The 17,564-nt window shown below is 47.7% G+C and carries 17 protein-coding genes and 1 pseudogene; 13 read left to right on the top strand and 5 right to left on the bottom strand.

Going from position 1 to position 17,564, the window contains the following annotated elements; all coding sequences use genetic code 11:
* Positions 1 to 48: 48 nt before the first annotated feature.
* The 10 genes and pseudogenes from DWX00_RS13185 to DWX00_RS13140 all read left to right on the top strand — a co-directional run.
* Positions 49 to 276, top strand: a pseudogene (locus DWX00_RS13185) (hypothetical protein); the annotation flags it as partial.
* 152 nt (positions 277 to 428) lie between these two features.
* Positions 429 to 2,216: a CHAP domain-containing protein gene (locus tag DWX00_RS13180; protein ID WP_442857777.1), complete on the top strand. Its 1,788-nt coding sequence runs from the start codon at positions 429 to 431 to the stop codon at positions 2,214 to 2,216.
* A 31-nt stretch (positions 2,217 to 2,247) separates the two neighbouring features.
* On the top strand, positions 2,248 to 2,517 hold the full coding sequence (locus tag DWX00_RS13175) for a DUF4315 family protein (protein WP_005933780.1): 270 nt from the start codon (positions 2,248 to 2,250) through the stop codon (positions 2,515 to 2,517).
* Positions 2,507 to 3,232, top strand: a complete 726-nt coding sequence (locus DWX00_RS13170; protein ID WP_015529207.1) for a DUF4366 domain-containing protein — start codon at positions 2,507 to 2,509, stop codon at positions 3,230 to 3,232. Before DWX00_RS13175 ends, DWX00_RS13170 begins: the two co-directional genes overlap by 11 nt.
* Positions 3,229 to 3,414: a hypothetical protein gene (locus DWX00_RS13165; RefSeq protein WP_015529206.1), complete on the top strand. Its 186-nt coding sequence runs from the start codon at positions 3,229 to 3,231 to the stop codon at positions 3,412 to 3,414. The genes DWX00_RS13170 and DWX00_RS13165 overlap by 4 nt, the downstream gene beginning before the upstream one ends.
* A 15-nt stretch (positions 3,415 to 3,429) precedes the next feature.
* Positions 3,430 to 5,520, top strand: coding sequence for a DNA topoisomerase 3 (locus DWX00_RS13160; RefSeq protein ID WP_054344402.1), 2,091 nt, complete (start codon positions 3,430 to 3,432; stop codon positions 5,518 to 5,520).
* A 217-nt stretch (positions 5,521 to 5,737) separates the two neighbouring features.
* Positions 5,738 to 9,610 (top strand): antirestriction protein ArdA, encoded by a 3,873-nt coding sequence (locus DWX00_RS13155; protein ID WP_117910219.1) that lies wholly within the window; start codon positions 5,738 to 5,740, stop codon positions 9,608 to 9,610.
* A 3-nt stretch (positions 9,611 to 9,613) separates the two neighbouring features.
* Positions 9,614 to 10,558 carry a hypothetical protein gene (locus tag DWX00_RS13150; RefSeq protein ID WP_117767613.1) on the top strand — a complete coding sequence of 315 codons (945 nt, stop codon included), beginning with the start codon at positions 9,614 to 9,616 and terminating at the stop codon, positions 10,556 to 10,558.
* Positions 10,555 to 10,767: a transposon-transfer assisting family protein gene (locus DWX00_RS13145; protein WP_005933795.1), complete on the top strand. Its 213-nt coding sequence runs from the start codon at positions 10,555 to 10,557 to the stop codon at positions 10,765 to 10,767. Before DWX00_RS13150 ends, DWX00_RS13145 begins: the two co-directional genes overlap by 4 nt.
* Positions 10,764 to 11,129: a cysteine-rich VLP domain-containing protein gene (locus DWX00_RS13140; protein WP_005933796.1), complete on the top strand. Its 366-nt coding sequence runs from the start codon at positions 10,764 to 10,766 to the stop codon at positions 11,127 to 11,129. Before DWX00_RS13145 ends, DWX00_RS13140 begins: the two co-directional genes overlap by 4 nt.
* A gap of 146 nt (positions 11,130 to 11,275) precedes the next feature.
* On the opposite strand, the gene DWX00_RS13135 is transcribed toward DWX00_RS13140, so the two are convergent.
* The 5 genes from DWX00_RS13135 to DWX00_RS13115 form a co-directional block, all read right to left on the bottom strand.
* The gene (locus DWX00_RS13135) at positions 11,276 to 11,569 is read right to left on the bottom strand and encodes a hypothetical protein (protein WP_025579757.1); all 294 of its coding nucleotides are present in this window, start codon (positions 11,567 to 11,569) and stop codon (positions 11,276 to 11,278) included.
* Positions 11,570 to 11,615: 46 nt separating this feature from the next.
* Positions 11,616 to 11,885, bottom strand: a complete 270-nt coding sequence (locus DWX00_RS13130) for a helix-turn-helix domain-containing protein (protein WP_015529202.1) — start codon at positions 11,883 to 11,885, stop codon at positions 11,616 to 11,618.
* Between the two features lie 60 nt (positions 11,886 to 11,945).
* On the bottom strand, positions 11,946 to 13,295 hold the full coding sequence (locus tag DWX00_RS13125) for a relaxase/mobilization nuclease domain-containing protein (RefSeq protein ID WP_117910218.1): 1,350 nt from the start codon (positions 13,293 to 13,295) through the stop codon (positions 11,946 to 11,948).
* Entirely contained in the window at positions 13,256 to 13,585 is a 330-nt protein-coding gene (locus DWX00_RS13120; protein ID WP_015529200.1) for a plasmid mobilization protein, read from the bottom strand. The genes DWX00_RS13125 and DWX00_RS13120 overlap by 40 nt, the downstream gene beginning before the upstream one ends.
* A gap of 243 nt (positions 13,586 to 13,828) precedes the next feature.
* The gene (locus tag DWX00_RS13115; RefSeq protein WP_015529199.1) at positions 13,829 to 14,188 is read right to left on the bottom strand and encodes a helix-turn-helix transcriptional regulator; all 360 of its coding nucleotides are present in this window, start codon (positions 14,186 to 14,188) and stop codon (positions 13,829 to 13,831) included.
* Between the two features lie 160 nt (positions 14,189 to 14,348).
* Here DWX00_RS13115 and DWX00_RS13110 point away from each other — a divergent pair, with 160 nt between their 5' ends.
* The 3 genes from DWX00_RS13110 (at position 14,349) to DWX00_RS13100 (ending at position 17,556) form a co-directional block, all read left to right on the top strand.
* A complete protein-coding gene (locus DWX00_RS13110) occupies positions 14,349 to 14,528 on the top strand; it encodes a helix-turn-helix domain-containing protein (protein ID WP_117626626.1) in 180 nt (59 codons plus the stop codon).
* 105 nt (positions 14,529 to 14,633) lie between these two features.
* A complete protein-coding gene (locus tag DWX00_RS13105; protein WP_015529197.1) occupies positions 14,634 to 15,416 on the top strand; it encodes an ABC transporter ATP-binding protein in 783 nt (260 codons plus the stop codon).
* Positions 15,406 to 17,556 carry an ABC transporter permease gene (locus tag DWX00_RS13100; RefSeq protein ID WP_117626627.1) on the top strand — a complete coding sequence of 717 codons (2,151 nt, stop codon included), beginning with the start codon at positions 15,406 to 15,408 and terminating at the stop codon, positions 17,554 to 17,556. The genes DWX00_RS13105 and DWX00_RS13100 overlap by 11 nt, the downstream gene beginning before the upstream one ends.
* Positions 17,557 to 17,564: the final 8 nt, after the last annotated feature.

The raw sequence follows: 17,564 nt of genomic DNA, 5'->3' as shown, positions 1-17,564 counted from the left end.
GTGGGGGAAAAGCCTGAGATGATATCAGGGGCTTACCTATCACTATAAAACTCTGATTTTGTCCTCATGCTCAATCAGGCACAGGGCGACCGGGCTATCCTTGCAAAGCAGTTAAATATCAGCCCACAGCAGATGAAGTATGTAACCCACACCGAAGCAGGCGAGGGACTTATCTTTTATGGGAATGTGGTGCTTCCCTTTGTAGACCATTTCCCGAAAGATACCGAGCTTTACCGCATTATGACGACGAAGCCGGAGGAAGTGAGCAGCCTATGAAACAGTTAAAACCACGCGATAAAATCACGCAGAAAATGACCCGCGACGGTGCGGTGGAAATCAATGAAACACAGCAGACTGCCGAGCGTATCAGCAGCCGGGAAGCAGACAGCGACTTTTCACAGCCGGACACCGCTACCGCAGAGCGTGTCATGGAACACCTTGACGCAGCCCATACCCGAAAGGCAAGCAAAAAGGCAGTCAAGAAAGCACAGGAAGCGGCTGTTTTGCGTACTTCCACCTCACGCTTGCAGTTTACCGACGAGGAACGGGAAACGCCAAAACTGCAACCCTACATCAAAAAATCGGAAAAAGCAGCCGACAAACTGGACGCAGCAAAGGCAGCTCTCCCGAAGCAGAAGAAACTTGTAAAAGAGCGCACCTTTGAGGAAACCGCCGGAAAGGCAAAGACCCGTTTACGCTTTGAAGAACAGGAAAAGCCGATACCCGGCGGCAAAGCCCACAGTAACCCGTTATCCCACCCCGCGCAGGAAGCGGGTATTTTTGTTCACAACAAAATCCATAGCGTCGAGAAAGATAATTCCGGTGTGGAGGGCGCGCACAAATCGGAGGAACTTGCCGAGCGCGGCGCAAGGTACGGGACAAGAAAATTAAAACAGGGCTACCGCAGCCATAAGCTGAAACCCTACCGGGAAGCGGCAAAGGCAGAACAGGCAGCGTTTAAGGCAAACGTCAATTTTCAGTATCACAAAGCCTTGCAGGAGAACCCGCAGCTTACAAGCAATCCCTTTTCACGGTTCATGCAGAAACAGAAAATCAAACGCCAGTATGCAAAAACCGTAAAGAAAAGCGGCGCAGCCACCGCCAAAGCTGCCGCCGGAGCGTCCCAAACAGCAGCAAAGAAAGCGGCTGCCTTTGCAGGACGACACCCGGCAGGCGTGATAATCGCTATCGCCGCGCTGCTTCTGTTCATCATGGTATCCGTAGGGCTTTCCTCTTGTGGGGCAATGTTTTCCGGCAGCATGAACAGCGTGTTAGGGACTTCCTACACGTCCGAGGACAGCGACCTTGTGGCAACGGAACAGAGCTATGCTGCAATGGAAAATGAGCTGCAACAGGAAATTGACAATATCGAAAGCACCCACAGCGGCTATGATGAATACCGCTATGACCTTGATACTATCGGGCATAACCCCCACGAATTAGCGTCGTACTTGACTGCCCTTTTGCAGAGTTACACCCCGCAGAGCGCACAGGCAGAGCTAAAACGGCTGTTCGGCTTACAGTACACCTTGACGCTGACGGAAGAAATCGAGATACGCACCACCACCGACGAGGAGGGCAACGAGGAAGAATACGAATACCGTATCTTAAATGTGAAACTGACAAACAAGCCGATTGCTTCCCTTGCGGAAGAACTGCTGAACCCACAGCAGTTTGAAATGTTCAAGGTGTACTTACAGACACAGGGCAACAAACCGTTGATTTTTGGCGGCGGCTCTCCCGACGGAAGCCCGTCCGAGGATTTAAGCGGCGTGGAGTTTGTAAACGGCACACGTCCCGGAAACCCGGAGCTTATGGAGCTTGCAAAACAGCAGGTCGGAAACGTGGGCGGCTACCCTTACTGGTCTTGGTACGGCTTTAACAGCCGCGTGGAATGGTGCGCCTGCTTTGTGTCATGGTGCTACAATCAAGCCGGAAAAAGCGAACCCCGCTTTGCGGGCTGCGAATGGCAGGGCGTTCCTTGGTTCCAGTCAAGGGGACAATGGGGCGCACGCGGCTATGAGAATATCGCACCGGGCGACGCTATCTTTTTCGACTGGGATTTAGACGGCGTTGCCGACCATGTGGGGCTTGTGCTTGGCAGGGACGGAAGCCGCGTCTATACCGTTGAGGGCAATTCCGGCGACGCCTGCAAGATTAAAAGCTATGACCTCAACTATCAATGTATCAAAGGCTACGGGCTGATGAACTGGTAAGCAGCCCCGAAAAGAAAGGAGAATTTATTTTATGGCAAACAACAAAATCGACCGTATCAATAAGGAAATCGCAAAGACCCGCGAGAAAATCACAGAGTATCAGAACAAGTTAAAAGGACTGGAAGCGCAGAAAACCGAAGCGGAAAACCTTGAAATCGTGCAGCTTGTACGCGCTATGCGACTTACCCCGCAGGAATTAAATGCTATGCTGTCCGGCGGCGGTATTCCCGGCATGAACGCCGCACCCGCTACCGAAGCGGCAGACTACGAAGAACAGGAGGACAATGCAGATGAAAAATAAACTCAAACAGACCATGACTGCCCTTTGTGCCGCCCTTATCCTTATGGGCGGTTTTTCTGTCCCTGCCTATGCACAGGGAACAGCCGCAGAGCCACCCACAGAGGACGCGACCAACGACAGCAATGTAGTGGTGGAAGAACCGGAAACGCCGCCCCTTACCCCAAAGGGCAACGCAACACTGGTGGACGATTTCGGCGGCAATAAGCAGCTTATCACTGTTACCACCAAAGGCGGCAACTACTTTTATATCCTCATTGACCGGGCAGCCGAGGGGGAACAGACCGTACATTTCCTTAATCAAGTGGACGAAGCCGACCTTATGGCACTGACCGAAACCGGGGAAGCCACGAAAAAGCCGGAAGTCTGCAACTGTACGGAAAAATGCGAAGTCGGAAAGGTAAATACGTCCTGCCCGGTATGTGCAACTACTCTGACAGGCTGCACAGGCAAGGAACCCACGCCAACACCCACCGAGCAGCCGGAAGAACCCAAAGAAAAAGACGGCAATCCCGGCGCGGTGCTTGCCTTAGTCCTCTTTGTGCTGCTTGGTGGCGGCGCGGCGTTCTACTACTTTAAGTTTGTAAAACCGAAGCATAACGTGAAAGGAAGCACCGACCTTGAAGATTTTGACTTTGAGGATTACGACGAGGACGAGCCGGAAGCAGATACCGGGGAAGTTTCCAAAGAGGAAGAAACGGAGGACGAGGAAGTATGACCCTGTTTACCGACAATCCCTTTGAAAAGATGATGATACAGAAGCCGGACTATGGCAAACGGGAAAAATCCCCGCCGGAGCTTTCTTCCCCACGCTGCGCGGGCTGCCCTTACAAGGGGCAGTCCCCTTGTGTGGGGTACTGTATGAGAAAACTGGAAAACAAACGACAGACCGAACGATAAAAGGAGGAATTATCATTGATTTTAGTTATCGCAGAAAAGCCCAGTGTGGCACAGACAATCGCTGCCGTACTTGGGGCAAAGGAAAAGAAAGACGGATTTCTCACAGGAAGCGGCTATATCGTTTCTTGGTGCGTGGGACATTTGGTAGGGCTTTCCGAAGCTGCCGCCTACGGGGAGCAGTATAAAAAGTGGAGCTATGACAGCTTACCGATTTTGCCGCAGGAATGGAAGTACACCGTTGCTTCTGACAAGGAAAAGCAATTCAAGACCTTAAAGGAACTTATGCACCGGGCAGACGTTTCCGAAGTCGTCAATGCCTGCGACGCGGGGCGCGAGGGAGAACTCATTTTCCGTTTTGTCTACGAAGTTGCCGGGTGCAGGAAGCCCACGCGCCGCTTGTGGATTTCCTCAATGGAAGAAGCTGCTATCAAAGAGGGCTTTTCTCATCTGAAGAACGGCGAAGCATACGACGCGCTCTTTGCTTCCGCATTATGCAGGGCAAAGGCTGACTGGCTAATCGGTATCAACGCCACCCGTCTTTTTTCTGTCCTTTACAACCATACCTTGAATGTGGGACGCGTACAGACCCCGACCTTAAAAATGCTTGTTGACCGGGACGCGGCGATTACCACGTTCAAGAAAGAAAAATACTATCATGTGCGCCTGTCCTTATCCGGCGCGGAAGCTGCAAGCGAAAAACTGTCTGACCGTTCCGAAGCTGACAGGCTGAAAGCTGCTTGTGAAGCGTCAAAAGCAGTCTGTACTTCCCTTGTGAAAGAGAAAAAGACCGCAGCCCCGCCGAAGCTCTTTGACCTTACTTCTTTGCAGAGGGAAGCAAACCGCCTGTTCGGATATACCGCAAAGCAGACCCTTGACCTTGCACAAGCCCTGTATGAAAAGCGTTTGCTTACTTATCCGAGAACCGACAGCGCATTTCTGACCGACGACATGGGCGACACAGCGGCGGGCATTATCAAGCTGCTTTGTGGGAAATTTTCTTTTATGGCGGGCATGGACTTTGCGCCGGAGCTTGCAAAAGTGCTGAACAGTAAAAAGGTATCAGACCACCATGCCATTATCCCGACTATGGAGCTTGCAAAGACCGACCTTGCCGCGCTGCCGGAAAGCGAAAGGAATATCCTTACCCTTGCCGGGGCGCGTCTGCTCATGGCGACCGCCGCAGTACATACCTTTGAAGCGGTTACGGCTACATTTGAATGTGCCGGACAGTCCTTTACCGCAAAGGGAAAAACAGTGCTGTACGACGGTTGGAAAGAGATTGACCGCCGTTACCGGGCAGCCTTAAAGAACAAGCCCGAAACGGACGACGCAGACAGCGACACAGAAAAGACCCTGCCGCCATTTACCGAGGGACAGACCTTTGAAAATCCGGCGGCAACGGTAACGGAACATGACACAACACCGCCAAAACCTCACAACGAAGCGTCGCTGCTCTCTGCTATGGAGCACGCCGGAAGCGAGGACACCGACCCGGACGCAGAACGCAAAGGGCTTGGAACTCCCGCCACCCGCGCCGCCGTCATTGAAAAACTGGTAAAGGGCGGTTTTGTGGAGCGAAAAGGCAAGCAGCTACTTCCCACAAAGGACGGTATCAACCTTGTGTGCGTCCTGCCGGACACCTTGACAAGCCCGCAGCTTACCGCAGAATGGGAAAACAATCTGACACAGATTGCAAAAGGCAAGGCAGACCCCGCCGCATTTATGGAGGGTATTGAGAATATGGCGCGGGAACTGGTAAAGACGTACCCGTTTCTTTCTGATGATAAAGCGCAGATGTTCAAGCCGGAACGGGAAGCGTTGGGAAGCTGCCCCCGCTGCGGTTCTCCTGTCTATGAGGGCAAGAAGAATTACTATTGCAGCAATAAGGAATGTATCTTTACCATGTGGAAAAATGACCGTTTCTTTGAAGAACGAAAAGTAACCTTTACCCCGAAGATTGCCGCCGCGCTCTTACAATCCGGCAAGGTAAATGTGAAAAAGCTCTATTCCCCAAAGACGGGCAAGACCTACGACGGAACTATCGTATTGGCTGATACGGGCGGGAAATATGTCAACTACCGGGTGGAGCTTCCGAAGAAAAAATAACTGAATAGCAAGCATAGGAAAAGAGTACCCTTTTCCGTAAAATTCCTGCTTTCTCTACCGAGAACGGCGGGGATTTTTGCTTGTTGGGAAGTTTCCCAAACCCTCTGAAATCTTGAAAAAATATCTAAACTCTTTGGCAAAAACGCGGGCGCGGGGTACTGAATGATGAAACTGGAAAGCGCAGCGTCCGCGCTGCCTTTGGGAAAGGAGGTTACACATGGCAAATTTACGGGACACCGTAAAAGACTATCAAGAAGAATTAAGGGACGGTATCGCTTGGGTGGCGTTTTGGAAAACGGGACGTTCTTGGAACGCGGAATATTTCCACCTTGAAATGGGCGATATTCTCTACCCGGAGGACAGAAGCCGCATGGAAGAAATCAAACAGGCTGACCCTGCCGCCGTTGTGGTAAACGGCTATTATTCCGGCTATCTTGGCGAGGACAGGAACCTTGACGAACTGACCGCCGGGGTGCGCCGCCACTACGAAAACGGATATAGCAATATCGGGGAATTTATCGAAGCCCACGACGACAGGCTGCCGCCGGAGCTTATCGAGGAAGCAAGAGCCGCCGCCCACGCTGCGGGGCTGCCTTTTTCTGAAAAAGCCTACCGGGGCGGCGAAGAACCCGACCCCTATCTATTTGACGGGAGCATGAGCATGGAGGACTACGAGCTTATGCACCGCATGATTGAGAAAGAAAGGAGTGAGCGCATGGAAGAAACGATTTTAAGCGGGTATCTTTCTAATCTTGGAAAGTACACCGAGGGCAGACCTGCGGGCGAATGGGTATCATTCCCCACGACTGCTGAACATTTGAAAGAAGTCTTTGACCGTATCGGGATAGACGGCAAAAACTACGGGGAGCTGCACATCACAGAATATCAGTCCTCTATTCCGGGACTGGCAGGGAAATTGACCGAGCTTGAAAGCCTTGACGAACTGAACTATTTGGGCGAGCTTTTGAAAATGCAGTTTGACGACGACCGGGAAAAATTTGCTGCGGCTATCACATACGGCGACCATACAAGGGACTTGCAGGACATTATAAACCTTGCACAAAATCTTGACTGTTACTGGATTTATTCGTCCGTAAAAACCGAGGAAGATTACGGGCATTATCTGATTGAAGAACTGGACGAGTTGGAGCTGCCGGAAGAAGCAAAAAACTATTTTCTCTATGAGGAATACGGGCGGGACGCTGCTATCAATGACGGGGGCAGATTTACCGAGCAGGGATATATCTACAACAACCGCAACACCTTTACACAGTGGTATGACGGACGGGACGTGCCGGAGGAATATCGGGTAACACCGCAGCCGCCAGTACAGGAAAAGGAACAGGCAGACCTTGACGCTGCCGCAGCCATACCGACCACTGCCACAGAGCAGCCCCCGGTTCTCCCGATTATCCTATCTTCCGAAAAGCCCGCCAACAAAATGAAAGAGATTACCGACCGACTGGAACAGGGCATTTTGGGGATTTATGAAAGCGACCGTTACGCCGACTATCTGCGTACTATGTCTAAATTCCATGATTACAGCCTAAACAATACAATCCTTATCGCCATGCAGGGCGGCAACCTTGTAAAAGGCTATAAACAATGGGAAAAGGAATTTGACCGCCATGTAAAGCCGGGGGAAAAAGCTATCAAGATAATTGCGCCCGCGCCCTTTACCGTTAAGAAACAGGTGGAAAAAATCGACCCGGACACGCAAAAGCCTGTTTTCGATAAGAACGGGAAAGCCGTTACCGAGGAAAAGGAAATCCAAATCCCCGCCTTTCGTGTGGTATCTGTTTTTGACGTGTCGCAGACCGAGGGTAAGGAGTTGCCCGACCTTGGGATAAAGGAGCTTACGGGCGACGTGGAACAGTATCAGGATTTTTTCGCTGCCCTTGAAAAAACTTCCCCCTTTGCTATGGGATTTGAAGCACTAAGCGGCAGTATAAAAGGACGCTGCAATTATGAGGAAAAGTGTATTCTCATCAACGAGGGCATGGATGAATTGCAGAATATCAAGACCGCTATCCATGAAATTGCCCATGCGACACTCCATGACATAGACAAAGACGCGCCGGAACGTCCCGACCGCCGCACCCGCGAGGTACAGGCAGAAAGCGTCGCCTATGCCGTTTGCCAACACTACGGGCTTGATACGTCGGACTATTCCTTTGGATATATCGCCGGGTGGAGCAGCGGAAAAGAACTTGCAGAACTGAAAGGCTCTCTTGAAACAATCCGCAGCACCGCCGCAAGTCTGATTGATACCATAGACGGACATTTTGCAGAAATCCAAAAGGCACAGGATAAGGAACAGACCACCGAACAGGCACAGACCCCACAGGAAGCTACCATACAGCCCGAAGCAGAAGCAGCCGCGCCGGAGCTTCCCGAAGAAACAGCCCCGGTACAGGAAAAAGAAGCACAGACCGAGCCGGAAGCTGATACAGGCGCAAGCAGCGAAGCACCACAGCCGGAACAAGCTGCACCCGCCGCACCTTATTACACAATCAACGAAGCTGCCGCCAAACGTGCAAAGGACGCAAACAGTTTTTCCGATTATAAGCAAGGCAGCGCGACGGCTGAATACAGGCACTATGTAGATGAAGCCGTACAGCTTGCAGAAAGGCAGAAACAGCGGGTAGACCCGATGTACCATGAGAAAATCGACAGCCTGCTTGACACCTACGCCCGGAAACTGGCGGCGAACATGAACAAAGGCTATGAGATTGACGCGCGTGTTCCCTCTATCCTCATTGCGGGCGGCTCTAACTTCCCCACAAGGAAGAAAGAAAAGCAGAACGCAGCCCGCGACAGCAATTACCGGGAATGGCAGGACATACAAGGACTTCTTGATAAAATCCGCAGTACCGGCATGGGCGGTATCAGTGCAGACGACCCACAGGCAGTACAGAAGTTAGAAAAGAAACTGGAAAGCCTTGAAAAATCACAGGAAACCATGAAAGCCGTAAACGCCTATTACCGTAAGCACAAGACCCTTGACGGCTGCCCGCATTTGTTGCCGGAACAGCTTGAAAAATTAAAAGCGGACATGGCGAGCAGTTGGCATTTGGGGGACAAGCCCTTTGCGACTTGGGCGTTATCCAACAACAGCGCGGAAATCCGGCGCGTGAAAGACCGTATCAAATCCCTTTCACAGCAAAAAGAAATCGGTTTTGTGGGTTGGGAATTCGACGGCGGCAAGGTGGAAGCAAACACCGAAGCGAACCGTCTGCAAATCTTCTTTGAGGATAAGCCGGACGAAGCTACGCGGGAAGCCTTAAAAAGCAACGGCTTCCGTTGGTCGCCAAAAGCCGGGGTATGGCAGCGGCAGCTTACCAGTAACGCCTATTATGCGGCTGATTATGTCAAGGCGATTGCACCTCTTACCGGGGAAAAGCCTACCGAGTTACAGCGGGCGCATATCCGGGCGCAAAAGGTAGCTGCACAGGAACAATTCGCACAAGGGCAGCCGGAGCAGGAAGCCCCACAGGATAAAGACACCTTTTCCATTTATCAGATAAAAGGCGGGGACGAAACAAGGGACTTGCGTTTTGAGCCTTACGACCGTCTGATTGCCGCCGGACACCGGGTAGACGCGAAAAACTATACACTTGTCTATTCCGCACCTCTTACGCCGGGGACTTCCCTTGAAGATATTTACACCCGCTTTAATATCGACCACCCGAAAGATTTTAAGGGACACAGCCTTTCCGTTTCCGACGTGGTGGTACTTCATCAGAACGGACAGGACACCGCCCACTATGTAGACAGCTTCGGTTATAAGGACGTGCCGGAGTTTTTGCAGCCGGAAAATTATCTGAAAGCTGCCGAACAGACCACCGAGCAGAATTACAACATGATTGACGGGCAGATAAACAACACCCCGACCGCTACGGAACTGGAAGAAAAAGCAAAAGCCGGAGGACAGATTTCCCTTGCAGAATACGCCGAAGCCCTCAAAGCAGAAAAGAAACAGGCAGAGCCGGAGAAAAAGTCCTCTATCCGGGCGCAGCTTAAAGCAGCGAAAGAACAGGCACAGAAGAAACAGGCAAGACAGAAAACACAGGATTTGGAAAGGAGCTGACCTATGAAGTTACAAAAATTTGAAAATGTGGACGTTATTGCTTCCCTTGAAGCCATAATGAAACAGAACACCGCTTTTTATCAGAGCGATTTTGACATAGACAAACAGATTTTGCGGAAAGCGGCGGTAAGCCTTATCCCGGAGGACAAACGGCTTTTGTGGTTTTCCCGCCCGTCCGGGACGTGCTGCTTCCGGGAACGGGACGTTTTTCTAAAGGACACAAGGCAGCATAATACATGGCGGTTTTACGGGGAACAGACCCGCGATACTATCCTTGCCTATGCGGTGGAACTGACAGGCACAGAGCAGGAAAAAATCAAGGGCAATCTTTATGAACTGGATTATTTGCAGCATTTCCGGGAAGTAATCGAAAAATCAATCCCTGCCGACAACTACACGCTGATTTATGAGCATGGGGAGCTGACAAAGCCTGCCGGACAATATTTTGACGGGGACACTGACCCGCAACTTGGAAAGTTTATACGTTTTGAAGCACAGCCAAACGACCCGGAAGCCTTAAAAAGCCTTTTGAGGGAACAGCAGAAAAAACGAACACCGCATACGCAGAGGGATTTTCAGTTACATATCGCCGCCCTGCATGATAGACAGATTGAAACAGAAGCCCGCCGGATTGTGGAAAATGTAAAAGGGCTTGGAGAACCGGACAGCCCCGAAAAGACCCATTGTGCGGTAGAACTTTCTCCCTACTTTGTTCCACTGGCAACGGATAAGGATATGGAACGGCTGCTTTCCATGCTCCCTTACAAAAGCCTTTCCTTATCTACGTTGGAGGGCAGGCATGGCGTTTATGCGCTGATAGATAAAAGCGAGAGGAAGAAAGAGATGAAACAGTCCCCTCCCTCTGTCCGGGCGCAGTTACAAACAGAAAAATCCCCAAAAGTCCCGAAAAAGACAGCAAAATCAAAACATCACGAATTGGAGGTATGAGCATGATTAGACTGACCGTTGAAGAAATGAACCTGTTGAGTATTTACCATGAGGGAAGCAAAGCACAGCTTATGGAAAATATGACGGCTGCGCTGCCGTTCATGGACGAGGATATGCGCCCCTTTGCAGAACGCACCTTACAGAAAATTTCCCCGCTAACAGAAAACGAGTATGCGGAGCTTGCCATTTTCGCCGCTGATGAAGTATGACCGGGGGTAAGCGGCTTACGCCGCCACAGAGCCGAAAAGTCAACAGCCTTGTAAAAAAGGAGTGCTGCAACTGCGAGCGCGGACACTGTATCTTACTGGACGACGGGGAGGAATGTGTCTGCCCGCAGCTCATTTCCTGTTCGCTTTTATGCAAGTGGTTTCAAATTGCCGTACTTCCTCTTGATAAGCTACTGTATGCAGAGCTTTTCAAGACAGAGGACAAAAAGCGTTGTACCGAGTGCGGCACGTTCTTTGTATCAAAATCGAACAGCGTCAAATACTGCCCGGACTGCCGGAAGCGGATTACCCGCAGACAGGCAGCCGAGCGCATGAGGAAACGGCGTGCGGCGGTTACGCGATAAGGGCAAAAAAAGCCTTGATTTACAGGGCATAAATGACGTGAAACTGGCATAGGCGATACAGAATACCTTTTCCCTTAAAATGGGGGTTCTACTGCGTAACATTTTAAAATCAGTACCTATATAAAAGAACAGGGTGCGGGAGGTCATTACTGGCTTCCTGCGCCCTGTTCTTTTTGTGTCTGACTGTCTTTATCCTGCATTTCCGGCTTCGGCTGTAATTCTTTTTCTATCCGGTTCCGGTAATGGGTTTTCCTGCGGTAAAAATATTTTGTTACTTCCTGTTCCGGCAGCCATATCCCCGCAGCTTCTATCCGTTCCATAACAGCGGCAACGATTTCCCGGTTGTTGTACTTATGCGGCTCCTGTCCCTTTTCTATCCAAAGACGGCGGTATTCCTCATAAAGCCATGTACTGATAGTTTCTTTCTGCCGTTGCTTCAAATGCCGGAACTGCTTATCTGTCCGCAGCAGCTTCCCGTCTACCTTTTTATGATTTTTTGTCCCGATTTCTTTTTTCCTCTCTTTCCATTTCTTCAAGGGGAAACTGGGGGAGGGCTTCTATCAGCTTCATTGTGATATACTGGCGCATATCTTCATCAATTTCCAGTTTGAATGTTCCGTCCGGCTGACGTTTCTTTACAGTTGCCTGCCTGTCGATTTCGTCCTTGTAGCACATAAGCACCTTTTCCACCGCCCATGTTTCTCCGGTAACGGCGGCGCTTATGGTTTCATAATCGGGTATCGTTTGGTCTGCCATGTTTTCACGCTCCTGTCTATATTGGAATACCTTTATCCTACCACGCTTTTATAGATATTTCTACTGTAAGCGTTCGGTTTCCCTGCCCCGTTCCGGTTCTTTTTCCAGTCTTAAAATACTGTCTATGTTCTGTTTGATAACGTCGTATTCCTTGACCTGTTTTTTCAGCTTGCCATAATCAGTGTAAAGGGCTTCTTTCTGCGCTTGGAGCTTCCCGTATTCTTCCTGCATGGCGGCAAGATTGGGGAGCTTGGTAACGCCCGCCGCTTTCAATGCCTTTGCCGCCGCTTCATGGAGTATCAGACTGCTTTCCTGCTTTGCCCGGTATGTGTCCTTATCCTTTGCCCTGCGGTATGCTTCATAGACGGTTTTTGTTTTTTGGTAGGTGGTAACGTGCTTCATCAGCACCGCCATGTCTGCAAGACGTTTCTCCACGCTCTTTAATGCGTCTGCTGTCTTTTCATTTTCCGCATTTATTTCTTCAATCCGGCTGACTAAATCCGCGTACTGCTCAATCTTGTGTTCTGTCAAGAAATTTATAGTTTTTGCAGCCAGTTTCAGATTATGGATTTTCGCCCACTGTTCATAGCCCCGGCTCTCTTGTGCCTTGATACTACTTTCAATGTCGATAAGCAGCGATACGCCGCGCTGCTCTTTGGGAGCTTTCGCTGCCTTTGTGCGCTTGCCTGCAATCCGTTCTTTGATTGCTTCCTCTGTATAATCTGCACCGAGGGTTTTTAAGCGGGTAAAGCGTTCCTGTCCGGGAGCGCGGCAGGAGATATATTTTCCCGGTTTTATCTCATAGCCCGCCGCCTGTAACCGCTGCAATAATTCTTCAAAACTTGCTACTTGGGGGATAAGTGTATCAACGGCAATTTTTAGCTTGCCTTTCCAACTTGTTCCCGTCTTTTCCGCTTGATATTCTGCATAGCTTTTTCCCTTACTGCCTTTACCCGGAATGACAACGGACAGCCCGTTTTCCCTGCACAGCTTATCACTTATGTTCCGTATGCCGTAGTAACTGCGCTTATTGGAATTGTACTTATGGTAGTCAACAAAGTTGACCGCACAAAAAATGATATGGTTATGGATATGCCCTTTGTCTATGTGGGTAGTCAAGACGTATTCATGCTGTCCCTTTGTTACCGCGTCGGCAAGCTGTTTTCCGATTGTGTGGGCTTTCTCACAGTCCACCTCTCCCGGTTCAAACGATTGTATCAGATGAAAGGCTAAGTTGTTCCCTTTCTGCCGAGCCTGCGACAAAGTATATTCAAACTCAATATCTGCCGTTTCATAGCTGCACCCAAAGGAGGACACAAGCGTTTTCCCGTCTGTCTTATCCGGGTTTTGGATATAATCAAGGGCTTTGCTCAACGTGCTTTTAATAGGCTTAATCTTTGTAACCGCCATATCTCCGCAAGCACCCCCTTTATTTCCTCTATGTCCTCTTGGTAGACGCTGCCTGTCGCATTGACACGCTTTGCAATCTGATTGACGTTGACCCCGATTTTCTGTATCTCCGCTGTCATGGCTTTTATGTCGCTATGGTCTGTCTGAATGATATACCCGTCAATGGCAATCTTGCGAAGATACGCCGCCATATTTTGGGTAGGGACGAGCTTCATTTTCTGTTCAATCAATGCCCGTTCTTCCTCTGTTACATAGAATTTGATTTGTACTTTTCTTTTGCGTCCGTTCATGCAATCGTTCCTTTCCATTCCGAGGGTTTGGGACACTTCCCAACAAGCAATTTTTAACCGACGCACCGCAGGGCGGGAGGGCGAAAATACGGAAAAGGGTACTCTTTTCCTATGCTTGCTAAGAAACTTTCTCCCTTTATCCCTACTACATGGAAAATTTGATTTTGCCAAAGCAGGACAAAAGAAAAACGTCGCAAACTGCGACGTTTCAAACTGCTTTCTCTATGAAGAAACGAGGGAACTTTATTCCCCCGTTGTTTCGTTGTTGGCTTCCTCAATCCCTTTTGCGGTAGCAGACAGGATTTTCAAATCCTTTTCGCTCATGCCGTCGAGCATGGTATCAAGCTGACGGCGGCGGGTGGACTTTTCCTGTTCCCGTTCCGGGAAAAAGAACTGGTCTACCGATACGTCAAGCAAGGTTACAAGCTCATACAAAATCTGCAAACTTGGGTGCTGTCCGCTGTTCTCAATGGACGCGATATATCGCGGCGCAATGTTCAGCTTATCCGCTAACTGATTGCGGGAAATCCCCTTTGCTTTTCTTGCCGCTTTTATAGCCTGTCCGAAAGCCTTAAAATCAAACTTTTCTTTGTTCTGCTTCATAATCATTTCACCCAACTACATTGTATATTTCATCTCTCTTTCGAGATATGATTACACACATCATAGTATGGATAGAAATAGAGCATATCATACACTTGCTATTATTCGGTTATCCGATTATAATTATATTGATAAAGTTTGAGGAAAGGGCGGTTGAACTATGGAATATATGTCTTGTCCAGAAGCAGCGGAAAAATGGGGCATTTCTGAACGGCGAGTACAGATACTTTGTAAACAGAACAGAATACCGGGAGTTTCAAAAATCGGTTATATGTGGTTGATACCCAAAGCGGCAGAGAAGCCTACTGATGGACGTAGGAAAGGGAATAAAAATAGATAATTCCTTACGTAAAACCTTACATCAAATGTAAGTGTTACATTGAGTTATTACGCAGTAAAATTATAACTGGTAAACAATCAACAATCCACAAGGCGAGGTGTAAAAATGAATTATACAGAAAAACTCTTGGAAGTGTGCGACTTGCATAAAGTTTACACAAAAGATGGTGTCCCCACAAAGGCTCTAAATGGGATTTCATTTAATGTTCTCAATGGTGAATATTTGGGTATTATGGGTGCAAGTGGTTCCGGTAAAACTACATTATTAAATTGTATTGCGACGGTAATTAAACCAACTTCAGGTCAAATTTTACTTTCAGGTGCCAATATAAGCTCTTTTGATGGCACGAAGTTGGCTGAATATCGTGGCAACAAGATTGGTTATCTATTTCAAGATTTTGCTTTACTTGATAATCTAACTGGTAAAGAAAATATTATATTGCCTTTATCAATTCATAATATTGACATTGTTACAGCGGAAAAAAAGCTAAAAGATATAGCAGATTTTCTTGGAATTACAGACGTTCTTTCTAAATTTCCGTCACAAATGTCGGGCGGTCAAAAACAACGCGTAGCTGCTGCACGTAGTTTGATTTCTGACCCCGATATTATTTTGGCTGATGAACCTACAGGTGCATTAGATACAAAATCAGCACGTTTACTCATGGAGAAGTTACAGGAAATCAATCTTAGGCGTGGACGCACAATCCTAATGGTCACGCATGACCCTAACGCCGCGAGTTTCTGTTCTCGTATTTTGTTCATTCAAGACGGTGTTATTTTCCATGAGTTACGTCGTAAAATTCCAAATGAAACACAGGAAGATTTTTATGCACGTATTTTACAAGTGATGGCTCAAATGGGGGGAGGAAGTGCAAATGTTCTTTAATCTCACATGGCGAAACGCCAAACGGAGCCGTAGCGAAAACCTAATTTATTTTCTGACAATGATAACAGCCGTAGCAATGTTTTATATAGTGCTTTCTCTTGGACAACAGGACGTAATACGTTTTTTAAGTGAAATTGAGAGCGACGCAGTAGAACGGTTGCTTACTAATCTTTTACCGACGGTTTATCTTTGTGCTTTATTATTTGTGTTCTTTCTCGTAGTATTTGCAAACAAATATCAACTTGAATGTCGTAGTCGAGAACTGGGGCTTTATTTGATGTTTGGAATGACAAAGATTAAATTATTTATTCAAATAATGACAGAGGGGCTAATCACGTCGTTTTTAGCTCTTTTAGGAGGGCTTGTATGCGGTGGCTTTTTATCCGAAGCTATAAGTCTTACAACCGCGCGTTTAGTAGGGCATGGTATCATTACACACCAATTAAGTTTTTCTGTAAGTGCCGCTATTTTCACATCGTTAGGCTTCTTGATTATTCAGTTTGTAGCATTGTTTGTTCTATGCGGAAAGCTGTTCCGTAAAGAGCTACATCAACTTGTTTATGGAGAGATGGCGAAAAAGCAACGCACAGGGAATCCATATGTAAGTTTCGTATCGTTTGCTATAGGCACCGTAATTTTGCTTGTCGCGTACTGGATTGTTGTAGAGCATTTTATGGCTGCGAGTGGGGCAATGCTGCTTATTGCCGTTTTACTTGGAATTATCGGAACAATTCTATTTATTCGAGGACTTGCAAGAATTTTGAGTATATGGGCAGCTTCTATAAAACACAAAGCCACAAGAGGACTTTATGTATTTACTTTACGGCAGTTGCATGAAAATGTCGTTAATAAATATATTTCAATCAGCGTAGCGTCCATTCTGATGATGCTTACTATTATGTTAATTACCGACGGCTCAGTGCGCATAATGTCATATGGAAGTGAATTGACACGAGGTACTTCTGTTTATGACTTTACTGTAATGGGCAACGACCAAATTGTTGAGAAGTATCTTTCCAACGAACAAATTCGTCCTTATGTATCAAATCTGAACCGTATGGAAATAGGAAATATAAAATCCACTGCTTCGGATGGGATAAGTTCTCCTGTTGATTGGTCGAAATTTAGGAAACAAATCGTGCAGCATTTACCTCAAGATGTAGTAGACCCTGCCACACAAGAAGATGGTATGTATAGTTTTGGCTCCGACCAACCTGCTGCCTTAAACCTTTTAGGTCTTATTGATACTGGTAGTTCTTCTCCTTATTTGCTTCCTGTATCTTCCTATAATCGGTTATTGGATGCCGCGGGAGAAGAACAGATTAGCCTTGGGAACAATGAAGTTGTCTATTATCTCAACCCAGATTTTTTAGGTAATGCTCAAGATGAAACGGTTACACTGTTAAATCAAATTGCAGCAGACGCACAGGCGAATAATGAAGCGTCGCTTTCTATCAACGAAAGACCATTTTATCTTGTTCCCTCCGTACCGATGAAAGGGTTGACCGCAGATGAAAATATCAAGATTATAACTGCATTGATTGTTTCAGATGAGATATATTCAGAATTTGTAAATTCAGACACTTGTATGGTTTATTGGAACTTTTGTATTCCTAATGAACTTGTTGAAACAAAAGGTTTAATGTTACCGATTATGGAAGCTCGTGATTTGTTAAAACCATCTGGTCTATATTACGAAAGCTATCTTAATAATTTTGGGCGACAATTATTTTATGTTATTTCCGGAAGTTATACAACACTATACATGGGATTTATGTTTTTGATTATTGCGTGTGCATTACTTGCCCTGCAATTCTTGACGCAAATGCAAACTACAAAATCAAGGTATCTAACACTCTCTATTTTAGGAGCACGACGTGAACAAATTAAGCGTTCTATCAACCAACAAGTATTATGGTATTTCCTGCTTCCTCTTATATTAGCGTGTATCAGCGGAGCAGTAGGGATATATGCCATGCAGCTATATTTATATTCAGGAGCGGCACACCTTGAACAGTCCTATCCTCTTTTAATTGCTATGACTGTTATTGTTGTTCTTGTTATGGTAATTTACGGTGTGGCTGTTGCTCGAACAGCTAATCGTGAAATAGGAAAGCTCAATTACAAGCCCAATTCTTAACAGGCTTA

The organism is Blautia sp. AF17-9LB (genome assembly GCF_003479185.1).
GTDB lineage: Bacteria > Bacillota > Clostridia > Lachnospirales > Lachnospiraceae > Fusicatenibacter > Fusicatenibacter saccharivorans.
This window is presented reverse-complemented; position numbering and strand designations above follow the sequence as displayed.

Excerpts from the sequence above, each read along its gene's own strand:
- DWX00_RS13180 (WP_442857777.1), top strand. The coding sequence starts at position 429 with ATGGAACACCTTGACGCAGCCCATACCCGAAAGGCAAGCAAAAAGGCA.
- DWX00_RS13175 (WP_005933780.1), top strand. The coding sequence starts at position 2,248 with ATGGCAAACAACAAAATCGACCGTATCAATAAGGAAATCGCAAAGACC.
- DWX00_RS13170 (WP_015529207.1), top strand. The coding sequence starts at position 2,507 with ATGAAAAATAAACTCAAACAGACCATGACTGCCCTTTGTGCCGCCCTT.
- DWX00_RS13165 (WP_015529206.1), top strand. The coding sequence starts at position 3,229 with ATGACCCTGTTTACCGACAATCCCTTTGAAAAGATGATGATACAGAAG.
- DWX00_RS13155 (WP_117910219.1), top strand. The coding sequence starts at position 5,738 with ATGGCAAATTTACGGGACACCGTAAAAGACTATCAAGAAGAATTAAGG.
- DWX00_RS13150 (WP_117767613.1), top strand. The coding sequence starts at position 9,614 with ATGAAGTTACAAAAATTTGAAAATGTGGACGTTATTGCTTCCCTTGAA.
- DWX00_RS13145 (WP_005933795.1), top strand. The coding sequence starts at position 10,555 with ATGAGCATGATTAGACTGACCGTTGAAGAAATGAACCTGTTGAGTATT.
- DWX00_RS13140 (WP_005933796.1), top strand. The coding sequence starts at position 10,764 with ATGACCGGGGGTAAGCGGCTTACGCCGCCACAGAGCCGAAAAGTCAAC.
- DWX00_RS13130 (WP_015529202.1), bottom strand. The coding sequence starts at position 11,885 with ATGGCAGACCAAACGATACCCGATTATGAAACCATAAGCGCCGCCGTT.
- DWX00_RS13125 (WP_117910218.1), bottom strand. The coding sequence starts at position 13,295 with ATGGCGGTTACAAAGATTAAGCCTATTAAAAGCACGTTGAGCAAAGCC.
- DWX00_RS13120 (WP_015529200.1), bottom strand. The coding sequence starts at position 13,585 with ATGAACGGACGCAAAAGAAAAGTACAAATCAAATTCTATGTAACAGAG.
- DWX00_RS13115 (WP_015529199.1), bottom strand. The coding sequence starts at position 14,188 with ATGAAGCAGAACAAAGAAAAGTTTGATTTTAAGGCTTTCGGACAGGCT.
- DWX00_RS13110 (WP_117626626.1), top strand. The coding sequence starts at position 14,349 with ATGGAATATATGTCTTGTCCAGAAGCAGCGGAAAAATGGGGCATTTCT.
- DWX00_RS13105 (WP_015529197.1), top strand. The coding sequence starts at position 14,634 with ATGAATTATACAGAAAAACTCTTGGAAGTGTGCGACTTGCATAAAGTT.
- DWX00_RS13100 (WP_117626627.1), top strand. The coding sequence starts at position 15,406 with ATGTTCTTTAATCTCACATGGCGAAACGCCAAACGGAGCCGTAGCGAA.